The sequence below is a fragment of the Streptomyces sp. B6B3 genome (assembly GCF_039871525.1).
Classification (GTDB): Bacteria; Actinomycetota; Actinomycetes; order Streptomycetales; family Streptomycetaceae; genus Streptomyces.
Map to the genome: position 1 here is coordinate 114,760 of NZ_JBDPLU010000012.1, position 21,932 is coordinate 136,691.

A 21,932-nucleotide genomic window follows, 5' to 3' on the forward strand; every position below is an offset into this window, starting at 1 on the left:
TCCCCGATCAACCTGAGGCCAGGATTAGCGCGTCGCTGGGGACCGCGCTCGTAGCTTGTTGACGGGGTCCACGGTCGACCGGGCGCGTGGCGAACAGTACCGGGGCGGCGTGTTGCCGTGGTCAGGCTGCCATCTCCGTGCGTAGGCGGACCAGCGCCGGGAGGGAACGTCGTCCATCCTGCGTTTGCCCAGCTCAAGCGCCGAGATGGTGGTCTTGTCGTAGCCGAGCAGGTCGCCCAGCGCCGTCTGGTTCAAGGCGTGGACGGAGCGGTGGAAACGCAGGATCGCGCCGAGGTTGTCGCTGGCCAGCACCGTCTGGGCCTGGTGCGTGGACCAGTGCCACTGGACGTGCGGGGCCAGTGGCGGCGGCTGCGGCAGGCGGCTGGGTGGGGCCATGGTCGGCTACGTCCGAGGCGCGGTGGCCCGGGGGTGCCAGAGACGGGCCATACGGGGGCGTGTACGTCACGGCGGTCCTCATCGGGAGGGCGGTGCCGATCGCTCGAGCGGCTTGGAACGTACCACGCCGCCCGGGCCGACAGGCTGGGATGGGCGATTGGTCCGAGTCGACTTGCACGCACAGTTCGAGGTGGGGCGGAGTGACCGTGGGCGGCTTGCAGCGGAACGCGGAAGCCGATCGGCGTGCCGCGCCGGACCACGCGTTCGCCGCTCGGGTGCTCGGCCAGGGCGGCGTCGGTCTCGTCCTCCGGCAGGCGGAGCCACACGTGGCCATCCTTCGTCACCGACGACCATGACGGTGCCCGGCGTGGGCTCCGCTCAGTTGCCGCAGGCGGGAGCGCGCTCGTGGGCGGCGGCCAGGTCGGAGTGGTCGGCGAGGTACTCGGACATGTCCTCCCCACCGGGAAGGAACGTCACGACCTCCATGCCGCTCAGGATGTAGACGTTGTCCAGGGCGTCTGCCGGAAGCAGCAGAGCGTTGTTCTCGTACTCCGCGATCTGGACGCGGAGGTCTTCCAGGTCGGCCCGGTAGTGGTCCACGACGTCGTTCCCGGCCGGGACGGGTGGTTCGGGCAGATCGGCCGCGGCGCCATCGCCCGTGGCCAGCGCGGTCTGGATGGCGGTCAGGAAGTCCAGCAGCGGAGCACGGTCTGCCTCAGTGGTCGGGTCGGGGGCGGGCCGCACCAGGACGGAGACTTCCAGCCAGGCGTCGAGGAACGTGTCGTAGGCCGCGCAGAAGTCCCCCATCCAGGCATCCAGCTCGGGATCTGCCGCGGCCTCCCCGTCCTCGGTGGCTCCCCCAGGCGTCGATGCGGGCGCGGTGGGGCCGTTGTCGCCTCCTCCGCCGCAGGCGGACAGCAGCAGGGTGGTGAACAGCAGCGGTAACAGGCGGCGGGACATGGCGGTCCTCTCGGTGCGACGCATCGGCTGAACAGCGTCCTATCGCGTCTTAGCGGGGACCGGTCCCGCCGCCGGGGCTTCCCAGCAGCCGACTCATGCCAGGCGTTGGACGGTAGCCTCGGGCGCATGACGACATCGCTGTGGCTCGCGATCGACCCCGAATCCCAGGCCGAGCTGGGCACCCTGGTCGGGGCGAGCGACGGCGGGGCGAACTGGGCGCGGCTCAACGGCCCCCACGAGGTGCTCGGCTACCCCGAGCGGCGGTTGCCGCCGGGCGGCACCGTCAGGGACTACCTCGCGGCCCGGCGCGAAGGCGCCCGCGACTTCACCCTCTGGCGGACGCCGGAGCGTGGTGAACCGTTCACGCACGTCGAGACCGTGTCCACGGCGAAGGGCGGAGCCTCGGACTACGAGGTGCGTGCGGCGGACGGCACACCGCTGGCCACAATCCGCCGCCAAGCGGGATCGCTCCTGCGATTCCGGCGGGCCCGCTGGACCGTCACGCGACTCGGGCCGACCGACCGGCCCGCCGTGGTCGGCTCGAAGGGCGGGATCGCGTCATGGTGCGCCTGGTGGGCGTTCTCGCCGGTGCAGGCGGTGCTGGTGGTCATCACCTACCCGTTCGCGTTGTTCGGCGGCAGCTTCGAGGGAGTGGCGCGCCCCCGTCGCACGCGATGGCGCGGCGTGGACGGGGGCCCGGTGGCGCTGGACTACCGTGGCGCGAAGCGGAGCCTGGAGATCCTGGCCGATGGGTGGGACCCGCGCGTGACGGCCGCGCTGGTCGTCCTGTTCGACAGCTGGATGACCACCAAGCCGCGAGAGAGCAGCGAGCCATCCTTCGTCTGACGGGTGGAGGTGGACGAAGGCATGGGCTTCGTCCACGGGCACAGGGCGTGTGGAACGCCGAGCACAGGGAATGTCCACCGGATCTGCTCGGACGCTGCTCGTGATCCGCCGACACTCGAACAGGTCGGCCCTGGCCGGTCGTTCCGCGCCAGGCGCGTATGTCGTCCTCGCCGGGACGCTGCTTGCCGTCTCGCCGTAGTCGTCGGAGTACAGGACCGCGCCGTTGTTCGGGTCCCAGTCGATGGTGTAAGCGCCGACCGCGGCGTAGACCCGGTTCGACTCGACCGGGTCGGTGGCCAACGAGACCACGTAGTAGTAGCCCCAGGTGTCGCGGCCGGCCCAGTCCAGCAGCGGTTCCAGGTCCGGGTGTCCTCCTGCCACCGTTCCGGATGAATGTTGTCCGGTTCGTGGGGAGGTGGTCCCTGCTGGTCAACTGTCCGGCTGCGGCAAAGCCCATGGGGAACCAGAAGGCATGCCGCGTTCGCCGGGTGGCTCACCACAGGGTCACCCACGGCCGCCCGCCGGACGCGGTGTCACGGCCAAGCCAACTGGCCGCTGACACACTGATCAGAGCAGAAGGGAAGTCACGGAGTGGTGGGGCCAGCCAGCGGGAGCTGCCCGTTGATCTACTGCCGCAGCGCCCCCTCGTAGATCTCGACTGTGCGCCGGAGTTCGTGGTCTCGGTCGGGACGACGGGCGAAGGCGGCGTCCAGGGTGCGGAGGCGGTCGGCGAGGTTGTCCTGGAGGGGTGGGCAGTGGTTGTGGGCTGCGACGCGGGCGTTGCGCTGGGCGAGCCAGGCGGTCAGTTGGGTCTGCTGCTCCTGGCTGAGGGCGTCGGTCGGGTAGTGAGCGGCGGCCGGTTCGGCCGCGCGGACCGTTTCCAGCCCAACGCGCCCAGCTCCGCAAGAATCTTGTACCGACTTATTGCCCTTCGCGGGTCGGGATGTCATGGTCTAGACCAAACGGAGAGTGAAGGTCGTTGACAGCAGGCAACGAGGATCATCTGCGCGGTTCACCGCCTTCTCCGCCTCTCGCACCCCCCACCTCGCCGCCGCGGATCGCGACGGACCTCCAGCCCGACTCGGTCCACACCGGCGGCACGAAGCAGAGGAGTTGTCATGCACAAGAAAAGGCGACTTGCCGTCGTGCTCGGCGTCGCCATCGCGCCGCTCATCGCCGTGAGCCTCCCCGCCTCCACGGCGAGCGCCCACGGCTACATCAACTCACCGGCGAGCCGGCAGGCGCAGTGTGCCGCCGGCGTCGTCTCCTGTGGCGACATCCGGTGGGAACCGCAGAGCGTGGAAGGCCCCAAGGGCCAGCGCAACTGCCACGGCGGCGTGGCCCGCTTCGCCGAACTGAACGACGACAGCAAGGGCTGGCAGCGCCACAACGTGGGCGTCAGCACCACCTTCCAGTGGACGCTGACGGTCCAGCACCGAACCAGCACCTGGGAGTACTACGTCGGGAACACCCTCGTCGCCAGTTTCGACGACGGAGGCGCCGTCCCCGGCACGACCGTGACCCACAACGTCAACTTCGGCAACATCCGCGGCGACCAGAAGGTCCTCGCCATCTGGAACATCGCGGACACCGCCAACGCCTTCTACGCCTGCGTGGACGTCAACATCCGCTGACGCGTTCCAGGAAAGTGGTTCCGCCGCGCGGAGTCCGGCGGGCGGGGAGTCGCCGATGCCCCCGGTCCCGACCGGGCCGGCGCCCGGGGCCACCTGGGCTCGGGGATGGCACCGCCCGCCGGACACGTCGATCGTGGGCGGCGCGACGCGCGGCAGGTTGATGGTGAACACCGAGCCGCGGCCGGTCGTGCCGCTCGCCTCGACCCGGCCGTCGTGCTCCTCCACCAGGTGGTTGGTGAAGGTCCGGTCCGTCGGCCGCAGCCGGTACGAGACGAGTTTCCGGCCTTGCACCAGCCGGACAGCCTTGCGTGAACGCTTCTTCAACCCGCGCCGGTCGTGCGCCTCGGCCGTGCCCGTCCACGAGGATCCGGACCGCGGCCGGGTGTCGTGGAACGCCGGTATCGGGCCGGCTTCTCTCCTGAAGTCAGGCGAAGGCGGCCTCGGTTCGTCGACCACCCCACCTCTTGACCGCGTACAGTCAAGACGGCTAGTGTCCGAGCCGCGTATGTGGAACAGGACGGAATCGGTGACAGCCGTAGCAACTTCACGGGGCGGCTGCGCCATTCACCGTATGACGACGTCCTGTTGCAGGTCCCCCCACCCAGCGAAGTCGCTCAGAAGGTGGCCGGCAAGGGAGCGCACCGGCCTCTCCTCCCCGTTCAGGCGGCTTCCTTTCCGTGAAGGAGTGCTCCATGCACGCCAAGAGAAGGCTGGCCCTGGTAATCGGTGCCGCGGTGGCCCCGCTGATCGCGGTCACCCTGCCGGCGAACACGGCAAGTGCGCACGGCTACATCAACTCTCCGCCGAGTCGGCAGGCCCAGTGCTACCAGGGAACCGTCGACTGCGGGCAGATCAAGTACGAGCCGTGGAGCGTTGAGGCGCCCAAGGGCAGCATGCAATGCAACGGCGGAAACTCGCGGTTCCCCGACCTCAACGACAACAGCAAGCCGTGGGTCGCGACCCCGGTCAGCCGCACCACTGAGTTCCACTGGACTCTGCAGGCCAACCACGCCACCAGCACCTGGCAGTACTACGTCAACGGACAGAAGGTCGCGGAGTTCGACGACGGCGGTGTCATGCCGCCGAACGAGCTGTCGCACACCGTTGACCTCCAGGCGTCCGGCCGGCAGACGGTGCTCGCGGTGTGGAACATCGCCGACACGCCGAACGCCTTCTACGCCTGCATCGACGTCGACATCCGATGAGCACCGCATAGGGCGGTAGGTCGTGCCCCGTCTCCGGCGTTGACGCCGGAACCGGGGCACGACGCAGAGCTGGCTCGGGCCCGAGGATCGCAACGGATACGGTGGGCGCGGTGCCTCGGTTCAGGTCCGTGCGGCACCGACCCGCACCGGTGGGTGAGGATCGAGATCCCGACGGGCTGACCATCTCGAGGACGGGGCGGCCCAGCACCTGACCCACCGGCTCGGTGAAGGTTCGCAACGTCTCCGCTGTGGGGCAGTTGTGGGCCAGAGGGTGACAGCGAGGCGGCCGGTGTGAGCGGCGCCGCGCAGCGGTGCGCGGTGCGCGGTGCGTCACTCGCCGCAGAACTCGGCCTCCAGTACGGCGTCCTCCAGGGCCTCGTCCCCCCAGTCCCCGTTCCGGTTGAGTGAGAGCACGTGTTCGCCGTCGCGCGTGCCCGCCAGCCGTGACAGCGAGCCGGGGACCATGCCCCCGTGGCCCCAGACCGTGACGCCGCACGCGAGCTTCCACGACCTCACGCCGAGGCCGTACGTCTCCCCCTCCCCGCTGGGTACCCCGGTGAACATCTCCTCCTGCTGGCTGTCAGGGAGAAGTTCGCCCCGCAGCAGCGCGGCGAGGAAGTGGTTCAGATCACGGGTGGTGGAAACGATCTCACCCGCGGACCAGGCCACGGAGGGGTTGAACTCGGTGACGTCATGGACGGCCGCGTCGGGATCGGGCTCGTCCACAGCCAACTGGAGCGTGGAGTAGTGCCGCCCATGCGGCGGGGGCAGGGCCGGGGACGTCCCGGGCAGCGAGGTCCCGCGCAGGCCGAGCGGCTTGATGATCCGTTCCCGGACCTCGGTGGCGTAGCTTCGGCCGGTCGCCTCCTCGATGACCATGCCCGCCAGGATGTAGTTCGTGTCGGAGTACTCCCAGCCCGCACCCGGCTCGAACACCGGCGGATGGGAGAGGCCGATTCCCACCAGTTCCTCAGGGGTCGCACCCTCGAAGCGGTTCTCGAAGAACTCCTCCTCGGTGAACCGGCCGAGGAAGTCGGGGTCGTAGTTGTAGTTGTAGATGCCGGAGGTGTGATTGAGCAGTTGGCGGAGAGTGATCTCGCTGCCCTCGTACCCGTTGCCCCGCACCACCCCGGGAAGCCACTCCTCGACGCTGTCGTCGAGGGAGAGCTCCCCCTCCGCGTCGAGTTGCAGGAGCACGGTGGCGGTGAACGGCTTGGTGATGCTGGCGGCACGGAAGCGGTCATGCGGCAGGCGCGGTCGCCGGGTGTCGAGGTCGGCGACGCCCGAGGCGCCGTACCAGACGTCGCGGGGGCCGCTGGGGCCGTCGACCCGGGCGAGCGCGCCGGGCGTTCCCCCCTCCGTGATCGCGTCCAGCGCTGCCTGCGTGCCGACGTGCGACTCGTTGGCGCCGGCCGGGGCGAGCGTGGCGGCCAGCGCGCCCACCGAGACCACGACGACCAGAACGCGCCGTGTGGTGCCTCGTAGCATGCGGTGTCTCCATCCCCCCGTGGCGATTACGGCTGTCTCTCACTGCGCTGCGAGACGCGGCCGGAGCTCTGAACGGTTGAGCCCCGGCGGAACGGGCTACCTGAGCGACGGGCCCGCGAAGCCCCGCCGCAGCGACGCACGGCGGGGCTCGGTGCTCAGCGTGGGGTCGTTACGGCTTGTGCACACCGCATGATCCTCGCAAGATCAATGCGGCGCTGCACTAGGGCGTTTCTGATGGCTTCTGGACGGTGTCGCGGAGCCGGATGACGATCGCGGTGACGGTCAGGGTGCCGTCGAAGATGTAGTCGCGCCTGTCGTGTCGGCTGGCCACCGCGCGGAGCTGTTTCCACTTGTTCACGCACCGCTCCACCGCACTGCGGCGGCGGTACTGGGCGTTGTCGAAGGCGGGTGGCCGGCCGCCTGCCCGGCCCCGCCGCTTGCGGTGGGCCCGGCTGGTCATCGGGCTGCGCGATGGTTGCCCTGATACCACGTCGCCGCAGGTAGGCGCGGTTGTCGCGACGGGAGTAAGCCTTTTGGCCACTTCGCCGCTTTTGTCGATAAACTTCGCGTACGCCGGGAACGGCGCCGCCACGCCGTGCCCGGCCCGCTCGGCGACCGTCTGCGGATCGACCCCGGGCGCGAGCCACGCCGACACGGCGGTGTGGCTCAGGTCGTAGGGCCGCTTCGCCAGCGAGGTGTGCGGCGCCTCCGGCGGCAGCACCTTCTCCCGCGCCCGGGCCCACATCTCGCCGTAGCCGCTCTCCCGGGAGGGCGACCAGGCCCCAGTCGCTGTCCGCCTCGGACGGTCCCCTTCTCCCGAAGTCGTCTCCTCGGGTGCGGCCTGCGTCTCCTCGCTGACCCGCATGTCGGCGGCGTCGTGATGATTCGTGCTGCGGTGCGGTCCACGCCGACCGGTCGGACCGGCTCGAAGAGGGGCGCCACGGGTCGGTGGAGACCCATTGACACAGCTGATTCTGCGAACGTAGCGTAAAGACTAGTCGTCTAGACAAGTTAAGCCTCGCCGGACTACGACGCGGAGGTGACTATGAAGTCGCAGACATCGCACCTGAAGGAAGCCCGCTACGAACTGGTCGAGATTCCCGAGCCGATGGGCCCGGTCACCGTGACCGTGGACCGGCGCAAGGTGCTCGACCACGCCTACAGCGAGGACGACTTCGGATCCTGGTACTTCGAGGACTCCCCGTTCGGCGGCCCGGTGGGTCACCCCCTTGTACTGGCCAACGACCTGCTGTTCCTCTTCTACGAGAACTACGACGGCAACACCGCCCAGGGCCTGCACACGCACGAGCACCTGACGTTTCACTCCCCGGTCAGGGTCGGTGAGACGGTCACGATCGAGGGCGGCTACACGGAGAAGTACGAGCGCCGCGGTCAGGGCTATGTCGTCCTGGAGGCGGAGGCCCACGGTGCCGACGGCCGGCTGCTGGTGCGGCACGTCGGCAGGGAGATCATGCGGACGGTCGCCGGCGAGGTCACCGGGCAGAACCGAACAGCGGGCGAGGCGCGGTCACGCACGGTGCTCGGCACGGTGGACACCGCCGTCCCCGCCCTCGCCCTGGCCCGCCTCGACGCTCCCGCACGCGCCGGCCTGCCGCGGCGGACGACGGTCTTCACCCAGGACCAGATGTCGGTCTTCTCCTGGGCGGGGCGCGGTTACGCCAACGTGCACACGGCCCCGGAAAAGGCCGCGGAGTCCGGACTGGACCGCACGATCGTCCAGGCCCAGCAGCAGACCGGCTTCATCATCACCAACCTCGTCGACGTGTTCGGCAAGGCGTTCTTCACCTCGGGTGAACTCGACCTCCGCTTCGTCTCACCGGCCTTCGTCGGCGACGAACTCACCACCAGCGGCGCTGTCGCCGGTGTCACGGGCGACCGGCTCGATCTGGAGGTCTGGGTCGACAAGGCCGACGGAACCCGCACCGCGCTCGGATGGGCCTCCGCCCGCGTGGACACCGACCCGAGGCGCCCCGCGCCCCTGGTCTGACCCCCCGTCCTTTCCGCCTCCACACGTCAGTGTGATCGACAACGGAGTCATCCATGGCGCAAACAGCCACCTCCCCGCCTGCCGTCGAGCAGGAGCGGACCAGACTCGCCAAACGTGCCGCCATCGCCAGCCTCGTCGGCACCGCCATCGAGTGGTACGACTACTTCATCTTCGGCACCGCGTCCGCCCTCGTGTTCGGGGACCTCTTCTTCCCCAACGAGGACGACCCGATCATCGGCACCCTGTCGGCATTCGCCGTCTTCGGTGTCGGCTTCTTCGCCCGCCCCGTCGGAGGAGTGGTCTTCGGACACTTCGGTGACAAGTTCGGCCGCAAGGCCGCCCTGGTCACGACGCTCATACTGATGGGCGCCTCCACGTTCCTCATCGGCCTCCTGCCCACCACCGCTCAGATCGGGATATGGGCTCCGATCCTGCTCGTCCTGCTGCGGCTCATCCAGGGATTCGGCGTGGGAGGCGAGTGGGGAGGCGCCTCACTGGTCGCCGTCGAATACGCCCCGGCACACAAACGGGGTGCCTACGGCAGCTTCCCGCAGATCGGCAACGCGGTGGGCCTCGTGCTGTCCACGGGCATCTTCGCGGCCGTGTCCCTGCTGCCTGACGACGCACTGATGAGCTGGGGCTGGCGCGTCCCGTTCCTGCTCAGCGCTGTTCTCATCGTCGTGGGCCTGTTCATCCGGTTCAAGCTCACCGAGACACCGGCCTTCCAGGCCGCACAGGAAGAGCTGGAGAGGCAGCCCGCCGAGGAACGGGCGAGAGAGCGAATGCCGGTCGCCGAGCTGTTCAAACGGTTCCGGAGGCCACTGCTCCTGGCCATGGGCATGCGCCTCGGCGAGGCGGTCTTCGGCTACATCATCCTCACCATCGGCCTGACGTTCGCCGAGAACTACACCGACATCTCGCGCACCCACGTCCTCGTCGCGAGCAGTATCGCCGCCGCGCTCGCCATCTACACGTACTACTTCTTCGGGAAGCTGTCCGACCGGGTCGGCCGGCGCAAGGTCTTCATCGCCGGCTCCCTCGTGGGCGTCGTCGTCACCTTTCCCTTCTTCTGGATCCTCGACGCCGACGCCCTGCTGCTGATGTACGTGGTCTACGCCGTGGCGTACGCGATCGGCGTGGGCGCCGTCTACGGCGTCGAACCGGCCTTCTTCGCCGAGCTGTTCAGCACGAAGGTGCGCTACACGGGACTCTCGCTGTCGGCCCAGATCCCCAGCGTTCTCATCGGACTGTGGCCGCTCGCCTCGACCGGTCTGCTGGCGGCGACCGACGGTGACCCCTGGCCGATCGCCCTCATCACCGTCGTGGCCCTGCTCATCGGACTGGCGTGCGCGGTGATGGCCCCCGAGACCAACAGGGCCGACATGACCCGTGTCGGTGAAGAGACCGAGAGGGCACGATGACGGACCCGACGCCCCGTCCCTGGCGGGACCTGACCGACCCACGCCGCGCCGGCGCGACCGACAGGCTCGAGGAGGGACTCAAGGAGCCCGAGTTCGAGAACCTCGACATCCCCGAGGACCTCGGCACCGTGCGGGTCGTCGTCGACGACCACAAGATCAAACGGTACGCCTTCACCCACGACGACCATTCCCCCTGGCACCTGACAGGGAGCCCGTTCGGCGGGCGGCGCGTCGGGCACGCGGCGCTGCTGGGCAACGACCTCGTACAGCTCTTCACCCTCGTCTACGCGGCCAGCCAGGTCGTCGGATACCACACCGAGGAACAGATGTGGTTCGACAGCCCGGCGGTCCTGGACGAGGTCGTCGCCCTCAGCGGCAGGTACACCGAGGCCTACCGGCGCCGCGGCCAGGGCTACGTCGTCATGGAGGCCGCGGCCACGGGCGAGGACGGGCGCAGCATCGTGCGCCATCGCGGTGTCGAGATCCTCAGGACCGACCCCGGCGCCATCGGCGGACGCGGCTCGGCGTCACCCGAACGCCGCGTCACCGGCGAGGTACCAAAGGGCGCGCGGACCGTCGACACGCTGGGCCCTGACGTACGCACCGGTGACGTACTCGCGCCCCTGCACAAGACGGTGACCGCCGAGCAGGCCGCGGTCTTCAGCCGCATCGGCGAGTACGTGCGCAACATCCACAACGACATCGACATCGCCCGAGCGGGCGGCCTGCGGGTGCCCATCGTGCAGGGCCAGCAGCAGTTCGGCGTGCTGGCCCAGCTGCTCACCCTCCGCGCCGGGCCGTCCTTCCTCACCACCGGATGGCTGCGGGTCAAGTTCCTGGCGCCGCTGGAGGTGTTCGAGCCGTTCACCTCGACCGGTGTCGTCACCGCCGTCACCCCGGTCGACGGCGGTCTCCGCGTCGATCTGGAGATCTGGGTACGCCGCGATGCCGACCACCGCCTTCTCACCGCCGGCTGGGCCGCCGTGACCGTTCCCGCACCCTGACCGCACCGCACCGCACCGACACAGAAAGCGGATCTTCGCAGATGAGCACTTCCAAGTCCGGCGGCCAGCTGGTCGTCGACCTTCTGACCTCCCTGGGCGTCGAGTACGTCTTCGGCGTCGTGGGCGGCCAGACCCTGGCCATCACCGACGCGATCATCGACACCCCCGGCATCCAGCTCGTCCACACCCGGCACGAGAACGCCGCGGCCGTGATGATGGACGCCTACGGAAGGCTCACCGGCACGCCGGCCGCGTGCATCGCCACGACCGGCCCCGGCGCCACCAACCTGCTCACCGGCGTCGGCGGCGCCTACCGCGACTCCAGCCCAGGCATCGTCCTCACCTGCAACAACAACGGCGAGAACATCCACAAGGACGACGCCCAGAACGCCGACCACGTGGCGCTGCTCAAGCCGCTGGTGAAGTACTCCCGGCTGGTGGCGCACGGCTCGTCCATCAAGCAGGCGATGGAGGAGGCCTACGTCAACGCCCTCACCGGCAACCCCGGCCCTGTCCACCTCGACTTCGCCCGCGACACCATCGAGGGTCAGGTGCCCAACCCGCCGGTGGTGCCCGCCGTCCACCCGAGCCGCGCGTGGGTCGGCGAGCGTCCGTCCGCCAACCCCGTCGCGCTGGCCAGGGTCGCCGAACGGGTGCTGCGCGCCGAACGGCCGGTCATCTGGCTCGGCAACGGCGGCAACCGCGCCCGGGCGAGTGAGGACGTGCTGGCGCTCGCCGACGCGCTCGGCATCCCGGTCGTCACGACCTTCAACGGCATCGGGTCCGTGCCGACCACGCATCCGCTGGTGTTCGGGGCCGTCAGCCGCATGGGTACCACGCTCTCCGGCGAGGTCCTCGGCGACGCCGATCTCGTACTCGCGCTCGGCAACAGCCTCAACGCCGTGTCCACCACACGCTGGCGGCGCGCCCTCCCCGAAGTGATCCAGGTCGATGTCGAGCCGGCGATGATCGGGCGCTACTACTCCGAGATCACCCAGGGCGTGGTGAGTGACCTCGGCTCCTTCGCCCGCGCCCTGGTCACCGCGACCGCCGGACACGCGGACGCCGCGAAGGCCGGGCGCGCGGAGTGGATCAGCTCACTCGACAAGGCGCGCACCGACTGGTGGCAGGGCTCCGAGGTGACGGACACCAGCGCGGAGGGCCCGCTCTCGCCCGCCGACATCGTCCGCACGCTGCGCGAAGTGGCGCCCGAGGAGACCCTGCTGATCCCGGACGCCGGCAACCCGGGCGTCTGGTCGTTCCTCTGGGAGATCCAGCGGCCCAACACCTACATCAAGCCCGTCGGCTTCGGGAACATGGGCTTCGCGCTGCCGTCGGCGATCGCGGCAGCGTTGATCGACCCGGAGCGCCCCGTACTCGCCCTGATCGGCGACGGCTCCCTCGGCATGAGCCTGGGCGAGATCGAAACGCTCGCACGGGTCGGCGGCAACGTCTGCGTCGTCGTCCTCAACGACTCCAGCTACGGCAACATCCGGCAGGAACAGGAGCTGCACTTCAACGGGCGCACCACCGGCGTCGACTTCGGCTCGGTCGACTTCGGCATGGTGGCCCGCGCGATGGGCGTGAACGGCCAGGTCGTCACCAGCCTGTCCACGCTGCGGCAGCGCGTCGCCGACGCCTTCGCGGCCGGTACGCCGGTGATACTCGACGTACCGATCGACCGCGATGTCAACGCCTGGACGTACCCGTCGTTCGTGGCGCGGAAGAAGCAGTAGAAGGCAGTGGAAGGCAGTGGAAGGCAGGTGACAGCGGCAATGCCGAACGCGACCCCGGCACCCCTCGACGGCGTGAAGGTGCTCGACCTCTCGCGGTTCATCGCGGGCCCACTCTGCACGCAGGTCCTGGCCGACTTCGGAGCCGAGGTGGTCAAGATCGAGCGGCCGGGCGGGGAGGACTCCCGGCACCACGGGCCGTACCACAGGGACGAGAGCATCTACATGTTCCTCTACCACCGGAACAAGTACGACGCCTCGCTGGACACCCGCCACCCCGAGGCACTCGGAATCCTCGAGCGGCTGATCGCGTGGGCGGACATCGTCGTGGAGAACTACCGTCCGGGCACGATCGAGAAGATGGGCATCGGCTACGAGCGGATGAAGGAGCTCAACCCGGACATCATCCTGGTGTCGATCTCCGGCTTCGGCCAGACCGGTCCGGACTCGCGCCGCGCCCTGTTCGACGCGATCTCACAGGCGTCCTCGGGGCTGATGAGCATGACCGGCGAGCCCGACGGCAAACCGACCCTCAGCGGCACCTACATAGCCGACTACACCACCGGCTACCAGGGCGCGATCGGGGCCCTGCTGGCCATCCTGCACCGTGAGCGCACCGGCGAGGGCCAACTCGTGGACGTCGCGTCCTTCGACACGATGTTCTCCGCGCTCGGCATCCGCCTCATGTCCCAGCTCATGCTCGGCCAGGACATGCCGCGCAGCGGGTCTCGCGACCTGCTGACGGCACCGGTCAACGTCTACGACGCCGCCGACGGACCCATCTACATCCAGGCCGGCACGGCCTCGCTGTTCCCGAAGCTCTGCGCCGTGATGGGACGGCGGGACCTGGCCGAGGACCCGCGCTTCGCCAGTGTCGAGGGCCGGATGACACACCAGGAGTTCCTGGAGGGCGAGATCGGCGCATGGGCGGCCGGCCATACGACGGAGGTCCTCGCGCGGATCCTCGACGAGGTGGGCGTGCCCTACGCCAAGGTCGCCTCGGTCGCGGAGGTGGCCGAGTCACCGCAGATCGCCGCTCGGGACATGATCGTCGAAGCGGAACACCCCGAACTCGGTAACATCCGGATGCCCGGTAATCCGATCAAGATGGAGAAGACCCCGCCGATGGTCCGCAAGGCTCCACCTCGGGTCGGCGAGGACAACACGTACGTCTACCAGGACATCCTCAAGCTGTCCGCTCAGGACATGGCCCACCTGCGTGGGTCGGGAGCCATCTGATCATGTCGCGCGCACCCAGGTATCAGGTGATCTATGACGACCTCGTCTCGCAGATCCGGTCCGGCACCCTGGCCCCCGCGGCGCGGCTGCCCAGCGAGACGGACCTGGCCAGGCAGTACGGCGTGAGCCGGATGACCGTGCGGCAGGCTCTGGACCTGCTCGACTCGGACCGGTTCGTCGTACGGCGGCAGGGCAGCGGCACGTTCGTCAGCGGCCACGGCGAGCGCGGGCGGCGGCTCAACCGGCTGCGCTCCTTCGCCGACGAGATCGCGGGCACGGGTGGTGCGCCGTCCTCCCGGCTGATCCACTGCGCGGCCACGCCCATGCCCAGTGACGTGGCCGAGGCCCTCGGCGGCATGGACGACGACACGGCCAACCGGCTCACCCGCGTGCGCCTCATCGACGGCTCGCCCGCCGCGCTCCAGGACGCCTGGATCCCCTACTCCGTGGCGCCGTCGCTGTGCCGCGAGCCGCTGCTCGACGACTCCCTGTACCGCACCCTGACCGAACGCTTCGGTGTCGAGCTGCGCTACGCCGACCAGTCCATGACAGCCACGCTGTTGACCGCCGAGCGGGCGGACCCGCTCGGCACCGAACCAGGCACGCCGGCACTGGAGGTACGCCGTACCACCTACGGATCGCGCGGCGAGATCGTCGAGTTCACCACGAGCTGGACACTGCCCGGGTTCCCCTTCCTCCTGCGGATCGACGCCGAATGAGCGCACACGTCATCGCGGTCGATGTCGGCACGTCGGCCGTGCGGGCCGTCGCCATGGACGCCCGGGGGCAGGTCTTCGCCCACCAGCACATCGCCCGCACGTCAGGACTCGGCGGCGACGCCTTCGACGCCGCCGCGCTGGACCGGGACGTACGGGCCGCGCTGGCGGGGGTGTCCGGCAGACCGGCTCCCGCGGCGCTGGCCATCGCCGCCCATATCGGCACCGTCGCCGTCGATTCCGACCTCCGGCCCGTCGGCCGTAGCGGCGGCTGGGCCGACACCCAGGGCGTGCCGCGGCTCGCGGCGCTCGGCGACGCGACGGTGCGGCGGCTGCTGCACGCCGCGGGCCGTCCGGCATTGACCGGCGGTGCCCTGGCCTACCTGATGGGGATGGAGCCCGAACTCGCCTCGAAGGTGCACGCCGTGCTGTCGCCCAAGGACTTCCTCGTCGCCCGGCTCACCGGCCGGCTCGCCGCCGACACGATCAGCGCTGCCTACACACTGGCTTCCGACGTGCGTCGTCGCGCGTGGAACATCGACCTGCTCGGTGAGATCGACCTGGACCCCGAACTGCTGCCGCCGCAGTCGGAGCCGACGTCGGTGGTCGGCACCCTCACCGGGGAGATCGGGGCGGTCACCGGCCTGCCGCCCGGACTTCCCGTGATCGCCGGCGGCCCGGACGGCTCCGTCGGCATCGGCCTGCTCCTGGGCGGAGCCGACGACGTCATCGCCGACGTCGCGGGCACCACCGATGTCATCGGCCGGCTGCTCCCGGGCCCTGACGACGTACCGGACAGTGCCGTACTCAACCCCGCCGTCCTGCCCGGCCGATTCGTCGCCGGTGGGGCGACCGGACTCACCGGAGGCGCTGTCGCCCAGTGGCGTTCCCTGGTCGGCACGGTCGCGGACGAGCACCTCGCCGCGGTGCCCCCGGGTGCGAACGGGCTCACCATCCTGCCCAGCATGACAGGTGCGCGCTTCCCGACCTGGCGGTCCGGCACCCGGGGAGCGGTGCTCGGACAGCATCCCGACCACGACGCCGCGTGCCTGCTCCGAGCCGCCCAGGAGGCGGCGGCCTTCACCGTCCGCGAGGGAACGGACCACCTCGATCCCTCGGGCAGCCTGCCGGTCGCCTTGGCCGGCGGCTCGTCCCGCAGCGCCCATGTGGCGCAACTGCGCGCCGACATCCTCGGCCGACCGCTCCTGGTCTCCCCGGAGCCCGACGTGACCCTGCTCGGCGCCGCGGCGCTGGCGTTGCTCGGTTCCGGGCTGTGCACCGACCTGGACGCCATCCGCTCACGCCTCGTCGGCACCCCGCGCAGGGTCGAGCCCGACGCCGCCCGCGCGGAGCGCTACGCGCGACTCCACTCCCGCTGGCGGGCCCTGCGCGACGCGACGGACGCCGCGCGCGCGGCGGCCCCGTAGACCCCGTAGACGGTGTCCTCCGAGCGACAGTCGCGGTGATTCGGTTCCGCAGAGGGCCCGATCCGGGCCCTGGACGAACGCGTCCGCAACACCTCGGATCGTTCCTTCGCCGCGCCGTTTCACCAGGTCACGTCCATGGAACGTTCCTAGACGTTGTGTCAGGGCACACACGTCTGGCCGCGCAAGCACGATTCACCTGATGATCGGCGTCGGCGGGCCGGCACGACCGGCAAGCCAACGGAGTCGTATCGAGGTTGCATCGAGCCGAAGCGAGGCGGCAATGGAGTACGAGGAAGTCAAGCTCTCTCCGGACGAGGTCGATCGCGTCAAGGGGATCATCGGCCAGGCGTTCACCGACATGGCCGAGGTGTCCACCGGCATCGGCGGACACAGCGCCAACATGGCCACCGCCTACAACGGTGCCGGTACCGCGACCGCGATGGAGACCTACGAGAACCTCGGCCGGGCCGGCCAGGCGCTTGCCAACGCGCTCGACGGCCTGTCCCAGGACCTCGGCGTCACGGCCAACACCGGCCGGGAGACCGACGACGAGGCGCACAACGCCCTGGGCCAGGTCGTTGCCCCGACCACCCCCTCCGACCTGAGCATCGCCGCTCAGATCTGACACCAGCCGCCCCGACACACGGACAGGACCGAGGAACCATGGGCTCCAACGGGATGATCCACTTCAGGAACGAAGGTCTCACCAGCATCCAGTCGCAGACCTCCGGTCAGCAGGAGCAGTACATCGCGATCTGGGACAACGTGCGCACCCAGATCACGCAGCTCATCGAGAACGGCCTGGTCGACGCCCAGGTCGGCACCGTGCTCGCGGAGCGTGACGAGATCTTCCGCCGCGAGGCGACCGGCTTCGACGACAGCGTCTCGTCGCAGAACCTCGCGATGCGCAACGTCCAGTCGATCGGCGGCGAGGGCGGCGCCGCGATGGTGCGGGCGGCGGCGGGCGGTCGCTGATCCATGACCATCATGAACTTCGACGGCCTGCGGGCCGCCGAGAGCGGGGCCGGGAGGAAGGCCGGACTCCCCGAGATGCGGGCGAGGTTCGCCGAGATCGCCTCGGACCCGGGCATGTTCGGCGAAGTGCCGAACGCGGACCGGGCCGCCGCGGCCCTGGAGACGGCCGCGCTCACCATGCTGACCGAACTGGAGCGAGCGGGAGTCTCGGTGGACGACATCAGCCGCAGCGCGGCCGCGGCGGCCGACACGGGCGAGAGTCACGAGGCCGCCGCGCGGCGGACGCTGACCAACGCCCACGACGCCGCGTACTCCACCTTCGTGGACCGCATGGCGACAGAAGGGCGCTGAGGCGCGCATGGCAGACACGGAAGGCCGGTTCTACGAGGCGATCCGGAAGGTCACCAGCGCACAGTACGTCTCCATGCGGGCCGCCGGGGCCGCATGGGACGCGCTGGCGCGCGCGGCCGGCACCGAAGGCGGCGAGTTGTCCGTCTCGGCGGCCGAGGCGGAGACCGAGCCGGGCGAGGGACTGCTGATCCTCTCCGACCGGCTCGGCGAGGCCGGTGGCTGGGCCGACGGCGCGGGGACCGTGGCCCGGCAGATCGCGGATCAGCTCATGGGGGCCGCCGAGCGGTCGGCACAGGCCACCGAGCGGGCGGTCCAGCTCGACGAGGAGTACGGCGAGGTCGACGCGCAACTCGGGCGCGACATCGAGGCGATCGACGCCGGCATGGCCATCAACGTCAAGACCGCGGCGGCGGAGCAGCAGAAGGAGGAGCTGATCCGCCGGGCCAACGAGGAACTGGACGCGCTCGGTGAGGAGTTCGCCAGGGTCATCGGAGGCGAGGCGCCGAGGGCGCCGGGCGGCGGCGCGGGCACGACCACCGCCGCCGGCGGCTACGCCGACGCTTCCGCCGCGGGCGCGGCCGCCACGGCCGCGGCGGCCGGTGGCGGCGTGGCCGGCGGGATCGCTGCCGGTGGCGCCGCCGGGCAGGCGTCCCCGGCCTCCGCCGAGGGAGCCGCCGCCGACTACGCCGCCCCCAACGGCAGCCGGATCGGCGCGGGGGAGTACCCCCACGCCAGCGTCCTCGGCCCGGAGCAGGGCGACTTCGCCGGCTGGGTGCAGAGCCCGACCACGGGCTACCTGGTCGATCCGGCGACCGGGCGGGAGTTCGACCCCGACGCGAACCGGTGGATCGACCCGGTGACCGGGCAGCCGTTCGGCGAGGTGACCGAGTACGCCACCCAGCTCGCCGGCCTCGCCGGCGGCCCCGGGGCGCTCGCCACTCCCGGGGCCGGAACACTCACGGCCGGCGCCGCCGCCGTGGGCGGCGCCGGCGGCGCCAGCCTGGCGGGTCTGTACGGCGGCATCATGCCGCCCAGCGTGGGCCACACGGGGCCGGCGCGCGGCCAGGTGATGCGGCAGGCGGTGAACAACCTCGACCGCAACGCCCGGGTGGCCACCCGCTTCGCGCTACAGGAGGCGGCCCAGGGCGGCCGGCCGTTCGTTCCCCCGCCGGGCGCGGCGGCACAGCGCGGCGTGGGCCCGTACGGCCGCGGCGCTGCGCGGACCACGGTCACCGGCGCCACGCCACGCGGCGGGGCGACCGCCCTCGCGGGCCGTGGCGCGGCGGCGCAGGGCGCGGCGGCGCGCTCCCTCATGCCGCCGCCGGGAGCGGCCGCCCAGGGCGGCGGCAGGAGCGGGGGACGGGGCGGGGGACGGGGCGCGACGGCCCGTGGCCGCGCCATCGGCGAACCGTCCAGCACCTGGCGCGCCCACTCCCGGCAGGCCCCGGCCCGCTTCCCGCTGGCGGGGGGCCGACCGGGCGCGGCGGTGCCGCCGCCCGCTCCCGGCGCCGCCAGGGGAGGCCATGCCCCGGACGAGGAAGAGAGCCGCACCGCACCGCCCACCGAGCTCACCGAGGACCCGGAGATCTGGGCCACCCGGCGCGGCGCCACGGGCGGCGTGGTCGGGCAGTAAAGGAAGGCAAAGGAAGACAAAGGAAGGCAAAGGAAGACAAAGGAAGGAGACGCCCGTGTCGGGAGACGGCCTGCACTACTTCTCGGACGGATTCCGGGAGGCCGCCCAGGGCAGCGTCAGCTCCGCCGACGCGGCGGAGTCCACGCGGCGTTACCTGGGGCGCGCGGCTCCCAACGCCGCCAGCTGGGCCGGGGCCGACGAGTTCGTCAACGCCGTGACCGCCACCCGTGACAAGCAGTCCCAGGGGGTGGCCCGGGCCGCCGAGGGCCGGGAGAACATGGCCGCCTCGGACCACCAGGTCGCGGGTCTGGGCGACGAGTTGGAGGTCGACGCCGACGCGTCGCTCAACGCCGCGCACGCCGCCGTCGGCGAGGCGGCGGCGGTGGATCGCAGCATCGCCGACGGCATGTAGCGCGGTGCGGCGCGCCCGCGTGCGGCCGGGCCGTCCCCCGCCCGGCCGCACGCGCGGTGCCGAGGAACGCTCTTGGAGGTTTGATGGCCGACTTTGACCCCAGCATGCTCCTCTACTTCTCCACCGAGGAGGTTGAGGAGAAGGCGGGGAAGAAGCCGTGGACGCGTAACCGGGAGTTCGGCGAGGAGATCGACGTCGATGACATGGCGAACACCGCCAACGCCTACTCCCAGGCCTCCGGGGAGGGCGCGACCGCGGGGAACCTGGCGCAGCGGGCCACGGCCGAGTCCCAGGAGGCGGGCTCGCACGACGGCGGCGCCATCGTGGACGGCGAGGACCGCACGGAGCACACCTTCCGGGAGCTCCAGAACAACGGCGAGGGCATGGGGGAGGTCACCGACTACCTCGTCAGGGCGATGCGGCGGGCCGTCGAGGCCAGGGACAACGTGGAGGCCGTGATCATCGGCGAGGGGACCAGCGGAGACGGCCTCCAGAGCAAGTACGACGACCACGTCGAGGCCGCGGTGACGGAGTGGAACGCCTGGCAGTCCGCGCTGAGCAGCGCGTTCCGCGCCGGCAACGCCGGGAACGGGCGCTCCGCGGGCGACCTGACGGTCTCGCACAACGGCGAGTCCATCAGCGTCTCCCCCTCGGAGAACAGCATGTACGCCCTGCCCGAGAGCCTGGCTCTGGACATCAGGGAGAAGCACCTGGGCCGCGCGGCCGACGACGCGACGACGGCGTACGGCGACATCGAGGACGAGATCGAGAAGTACCGGATGGATCTCGCCGGCTACGGCGTCGAGCTCGGCGAGCTGGGATACGACCTCTCCGACGGCCCCCTGGGGCTGTGGACGACGAAGGAGATGGCGGACTGGGCGGCGGACGGCCTCTCCGAGGAACTGGCGAAGGACCATCCGGACAGCGAGAAGCTGCTGCGCTACACCGAGGCGCTCGACGCGATCGTCGCCGGCATCTACGAGGACCCGAACAACCCGGGCGACCCCACGAGGCAGCTGTCGGCGAGCGAGCTGGCCTATCTCGAGACGTTCTACGGGCAGCTCGACGCCGACGACCTGTCGGCCCTGGGGAAGCTGAAGGACGACACCGCTGGCCTGGAGCCGGGGGAGGCCGGCTGGCAGCTCTCCAGCATCGAACGGGTCGCCAACGGCCTCAACCTGCTGATGAACCCGGACGCCGGCGGCCTGGACCCGTCGACCGAGGAGGGCCGCGAGCGCATCCCGGACGCCATACGCCCCTTCGTGTACGACTACGAGGACGGCGACATGTTCAGCGAGTCGCCGGGCTCCGACGCGTTCGCCGACGACCTGAAGGCGTTCAACGGCTTCGGTGACCTGATGTCGACCGCGACCGTGGCCTCCGGCGAACAGTTCAGCAAGGACCTGGCGACCGCGGCCGTCGACGTGCAGCAGAGGTCCTCGCTCCAGTACAGCGGGCTGTCCAGCGAGGGCTCCTGGACCGAGAACACCGGAAGCAGCGGCATGCTGCAGGCCGCCGCGCTCAACGATGTCGCCTCGGCCGAACTGCTGACCGACGACACGTTCCGGGAGGACCTGCTGAGCCAGCACTGGGAGGACAGCACCGGAGCCGCCGACCTGATCCGCAGCGGCACCACCGTTCCCGAGGGAGTCGACCGCGACAGCGAGGCCGGCATGCTCTACCGCGAGGCGGCCCACGAGGTGCTGGCCTCGGCCGGGGGCGACCACCAGGACGACATCCTCGGGAGGAACAGCGCGCTCCCCGAGGACCACACCGCACTTCAGGGCGCGCTGGCCGACGCCACGTTGATGCACATGGACGACGTCGCCAACTACGGCGACGACAGCGGCATCCACTACTCGCGGGAAGAGCGCCAGGGGATCTTCAACCTCATGGCCGAGACCGAACAGGACGTGAACGAGGGATTCAAGGCCGGGGTCGGCCAGATCCAGTACGCCATGGCCCACGACTACTACACCGGCGCCACCCCCGAGGGGAACCGGGAGAGCACCTTCAACAACGTCGGCTACCTGACGGCGCTCGTCAACGAGGGGGAGACCTCGGCCATCGGCGAGACGAGCGACGACAAGACGCTCTCCAACAACCTCGCCAAGGCCTCGGTCGGCTCCGCCCTGTGGGCCGCGAGCCTCGCCCCGGGGCCGCAGCAGATCCCGGTGGGCCTGGCCGGTGCCGGCTACTTCCTCCTCCAGCCCTCGCTGCCGACCTACGACGCCCAGGCGCCGCTGGACGATTTCGAGCAGAAGGAGGGCGCCATCAACAGGGAGAACATGGACCGCGCCGTCGCCCAGGCGGCGATCGACGCGTACGGCACCGACGATGAACTTCCGGAGATGGACACGGACTACATCGAGCGGGTCGGCGCCGGGCCGAACGAGCCCCTGGACAACCTCATCGGCGGCATCGGCCACGGCGTGACCGGGGACGTCGACAACGCGCGGCAGGCCGAGTTGGAGTACGAATGAT

20 protein-coding genes and 1 pseudogene are annotated in these 21,932 nt (G+C 70.5%); 16 read left to right on the forward strand and 5 right to left on the reverse strand.

The window, feature by feature from the left end; all coding sequences use genetic code 11:
• Positions 1 to 24 precede the first annotated feature (24 nt).
• A complete protein-coding gene (locus ABGB06_RS23875; RefSeq protein ID WP_347592713.1) occupies positions 25 to 396 on the reverse strand; it encodes a helix-turn-helix transcriptional regulator in 372 nt (123 codons plus the stop codon).
• A 378-nt stretch (positions 397 to 774) separates the two neighbouring features.
• A complete protein-coding gene (locus ABGB06_RS23880) occupies positions 775 to 1,380 on the reverse strand; it encodes a hypothetical protein (RefSeq protein WP_347592715.1) in 606 nt (201 codons plus the stop codon).
• A 102-nt stretch (positions 1,381 to 1,482) separates the two neighbouring features.
• On the opposite strand from ABGB06_RS23880, the gene ABGB06_RS23885 reads away from it, so the two are divergent.
• A complete protein-coding gene (locus ABGB06_RS23885) occupies positions 1,483 to 2,202 on the forward strand; it encodes a hypothetical protein (RefSeq protein WP_347592717.1) in 720 nt (239 codons plus the stop codon).
• A gap of 626 nt (positions 2,203 to 2,828) precedes the next feature.
• Here the strand turns inward: ABGB06_RS23885 and ABGB06_RS23890 are convergent.
• Complete coding sequence (locus tag ABGB06_RS23890) at positions 2,829 to 3,152, reverse strand: hypothetical protein (protein WP_347592719.1); 324 nt, start codon at positions 3,150 to 3,152, stop codon at positions 2,829 to 2,831.
• Positions 3,153 to 3,320: 168 nt separating this feature from the next.
• On the opposite strand from ABGB06_RS23890, the gene ABGB06_RS23895 reads away from it, so the two are divergent.
• Positions 3,321 to 3,836, forward strand: a complete 516-nt coding sequence (locus ABGB06_RS23895; RefSeq protein ID WP_347592721.1) for a lytic polysaccharide monooxygenase auxiliary activity family 9 protein — start codon at positions 3,321 to 3,323, stop codon at positions 3,834 to 3,836.
• Between the two features lie 692 nt (positions 3,837 to 4,528).
• Complete coding sequence (locus ABGB06_RS23900; RefSeq protein ID WP_347592723.1) at positions 4,529 to 5,041, forward strand: lytic polysaccharide monooxygenase auxiliary activity family 9 protein; 513 nt, start codon at positions 4,529 to 4,531, stop codon at positions 5,039 to 5,041.
• Between the two features lie 330 nt (positions 5,042 to 5,371).
• Here the strand turns inward: ABGB06_RS23900 and ABGB06_RS23905 are convergent, their stop codons facing one another.
• Together ABGB06_RS23905 and ABGB06_RS23910 are read right to left on the reverse strand one after the other, a co-directional pair.
• Entirely contained in the window at positions 5,372 to 6,529 is a 1,158-nt protein-coding gene (locus tag ABGB06_RS23905; RefSeq protein ID WP_347592725.1) for a serine hydrolase domain-containing protein, read from the reverse strand.
• A gap of 220 nt (positions 6,530 to 6,749) precedes the next feature.
• Positions 6,750 to 7,071 (reverse strand): annotated as a pseudogene (locus ABGB06_RS23910) (IS5/IS1182 family transposase); the annotation flags it as partial.
• A 503-nt stretch (positions 7,072 to 7,574) separates the two neighbouring features.
• Here ABGB06_RS23910 and ABGB06_RS23915 point away from each other — a divergent pair.
• The 13 genes from ABGB06_RS23915 to ABGB06_RS23975 all read left to right on the forward strand — a co-directional run bounded on the left by ABGB06_RS23915 (position 7,575) and on the right by ABGB06_RS23975 (position 21,931).
• Positions 7,575 to 8,537 (forward strand): MaoC/PaaZ C-terminal domain-containing protein, encoded by a 963-nt coding sequence (locus ABGB06_RS23915; RefSeq protein ID WP_347592727.1) that lies wholly within the window; start codon positions 7,575 to 7,577, stop codon positions 8,535 to 8,537.
• A gap of 53 nt (positions 8,538 to 8,590) precedes the next feature.
• Complete coding sequence (locus tag ABGB06_RS23920) at positions 8,591 to 9,958, forward strand: MFS transporter (protein WP_347592729.1); 1,368 nt, start codon at positions 8,591 to 8,593, stop codon at positions 9,956 to 9,958.
• Positions 9,955 to 10,962, forward strand: coding sequence for a hypothetical protein (locus tag ABGB06_RS23925; RefSeq protein WP_347592731.1), 1,008 nt, complete (start codon positions 9,955 to 9,957; stop codon positions 10,960 to 10,962). Before ABGB06_RS23920 ends, ABGB06_RS23925 begins: the two co-directional genes overlap by 4 nt.
• Positions 10,963 to 11,003: 41 nt before the next feature.
• Entirely contained in the window at positions 11,004 to 12,698 is a 1,695-nt protein-coding gene (locus ABGB06_RS23930) for a thiamine pyrophosphate-binding protein (protein ID WP_347592733.1), read from the forward strand.
• Positions 12,699 to 12,737: 39 nt separating this feature from the next.
• Complete coding sequence (locus tag ABGB06_RS23935; RefSeq protein WP_347592735.1) at positions 12,738 to 13,934, forward strand: CoA transferase; 1,197 nt, start codon at positions 12,738 to 12,740, stop codon at positions 13,932 to 13,934.
• Positions 13,935 to 13,936: 2 nt separating this feature from the next.
• Complete coding sequence (locus ABGB06_RS23940) at positions 13,937 to 14,653, forward strand: GntR family transcriptional regulator (protein WP_347592737.1); 717 nt, start codon at positions 13,937 to 13,939, stop codon at positions 14,651 to 14,653.
• Positions 14,650 to 16,077 carry an FGGY-family carbohydrate kinase gene (locus tag ABGB06_RS23945; protein ID WP_347592739.1) on the forward strand — a complete coding sequence of 476 codons (1,428 nt, stop codon included), beginning with the start codon at positions 14,650 to 14,652 and terminating at the stop codon, positions 16,075 to 16,077. The genes ABGB06_RS23940 and ABGB06_RS23945 overlap by 4 nt, the downstream gene beginning before the upstream one ends.
• 199 nt (positions 16,078 to 16,276) lie before the next feature.
• On the forward strand, positions 16,277 to 16,702 hold the full coding sequence (locus ABGB06_RS23950) for a hypothetical protein (protein WP_347592741.1): 426 nt from the start codon (positions 16,277 to 16,279) through the stop codon (positions 16,700 to 16,702).
• Positions 16,703 to 16,740: 38 nt separating this feature from the next.
• Positions 16,741 to 17,052, forward strand: coding sequence for a hypothetical protein (locus ABGB06_RS23955; RefSeq protein ID WP_347592743.1), 312 nt, complete (start codon positions 16,741 to 16,743; stop codon positions 17,050 to 17,052).
• Positions 17,053 to 17,055: 3 nt separating this feature from the next.
• Positions 17,056 to 17,403, forward strand: a complete 348-nt coding sequence (locus ABGB06_RS23960; RefSeq protein ID WP_347592745.1) for a hypothetical protein — start codon at positions 17,056 to 17,058, stop codon at positions 17,401 to 17,403.
• Positions 17,404 to 17,410: 7 nt separating this feature from the next.
• Complete coding sequence (locus tag ABGB06_RS23965) at positions 17,411 to 19,036, forward strand: hypothetical protein (RefSeq protein WP_347592746.1); 1,626 nt, start codon at positions 17,411 to 17,413, stop codon at positions 19,034 to 19,036.
• Positions 19,037 to 19,091: 55 nt separating this feature from the next.
• Positions 19,092 to 19,448 carry a hypothetical protein gene (locus ABGB06_RS23970; protein WP_347592748.1) on the forward strand — a complete coding sequence of 119 codons (357 nt, stop codon included), beginning with the start codon at positions 19,092 to 19,094 and terminating at the stop codon, positions 19,446 to 19,448.
• An 83-nt stretch (positions 19,449 to 19,531) separates the two neighbouring features.
• Positions 19,532 to 21,931: a hypothetical protein gene (locus tag ABGB06_RS23975; RefSeq protein ID WP_347592750.1), complete on the forward strand. Its 2,400-nt coding sequence runs from the start codon at positions 19,532 to 19,534 to the stop codon at positions 21,929 to 21,931.
• The last annotated feature ends 1 nt before the right edge of the window (position 21,932 follow it).

Coding starts and splice junctions, on each gene's coding strand:
- ABGB06_RS23875 (WP_347592713.1), bottom strand. CDS start 396: ATGGCCCCACCCAGCCGCCTGCCGCAGCCGCCGCCACTGGCCCCGCAC.
- ABGB06_RS23880 (WP_347592715.1), bottom strand. CDS start 1,380: ATGCGTCGCACCGAGAGGACCGCCATGTCCCGCCGCCTGTTACCGCTG.
- ABGB06_RS23885 (WP_347592717.1), top strand. CDS start 1,483: ATGACGACATCGCTGTGGCTCGCGATCGACCCCGAATCCCAGGCCGAG.
- ABGB06_RS23890 (WP_347592719.1), bottom strand. CDS start 3,152: ATGACATCCCGACCCGCGAAGGGCAATAAGTCGGTACAAGATTCTTGC.
- ABGB06_RS23895 (WP_347592721.1), top strand. CDS start 3,321: ATGCACAAGAAAAGGCGACTTGCCGTCGTGCTCGGCGTCGCCATCGCG.
- ABGB06_RS23900 (WP_347592723.1), top strand. CDS start 4,529: ATGCACGCCAAGAGAAGGCTGGCCCTGGTAATCGGTGCCGCGGTGGCC.
- ABGB06_RS23905 (WP_347592725.1), bottom strand. CDS start 6,529: ATGCTACGAGGCACCACACGGCGCGTTCTGGTCGTCGTGGTCTCGGTG.
- ABGB06_RS23915 (WP_347592727.1), top strand. CDS start 7,575: ATGAAGTCGCAGACATCGCACCTGAAGGAAGCCCGCTACGAACTGGTC.
- ABGB06_RS23920 (WP_347592729.1), top strand. CDS start 8,591: ATGGCGCAAACAGCCACCTCCCCGCCTGCCGTCGAGCAGGAGCGGACC.
- ABGB06_RS23925 (WP_347592731.1), top strand. CDS start 9,955: ATGACGGACCCGACGCCCCGTCCCTGGCGGGACCTGACCGACCCACGC.
- ABGB06_RS23930 (WP_347592733.1), top strand. CDS start 11,004: ATGAGCACTTCCAAGTCCGGCGGCCAGCTGGTCGTCGACCTTCTGACC.
- ABGB06_RS23935 (WP_347592735.1), top strand. CDS start 12,738: ATGCCGAACGCGACCCCGGCACCCCTCGACGGCGTGAAGGTGCTCGAC.
- ABGB06_RS23940 (WP_347592737.1), top strand. CDS start 13,937: ATGTCGCGCGCACCCAGGTATCAGGTGATCTATGACGACCTCGTCTCG.
- ABGB06_RS23945 (WP_347592739.1), top strand. CDS start 14,650: ATGAGCGCACACGTCATCGCGGTCGATGTCGGCACGTCGGCCGTGCGG.
- ABGB06_RS23950 (WP_347592741.1), top strand. CDS start 16,277: ATGATCGGCGTCGGCGGGCCGGCACGACCGGCAAGCCAACGGAGTCGT.
- ABGB06_RS23955 (WP_347592743.1), top strand. CDS start 16,741: ATGGGCTCCAACGGGATGATCCACTTCAGGAACGAAGGTCTCACCAGC.
- ABGB06_RS23960 (WP_347592745.1), top strand. CDS start 17,056: ATGACCATCATGAACTTCGACGGCCTGCGGGCCGCCGAGAGCGGGGCC.
- ABGB06_RS23965 (WP_347592746.1), top strand. CDS start 17,411: ATGGCAGACACGGAAGGCCGGTTCTACGAGGCGATCCGGAAGGTCACC.
- ABGB06_RS23975 (WP_347592750.1), top strand. CDS start 19,532: ATGGCCGACTTTGACCCCAGCATGCTCCTCTACTTCTCCACCGAGGAG.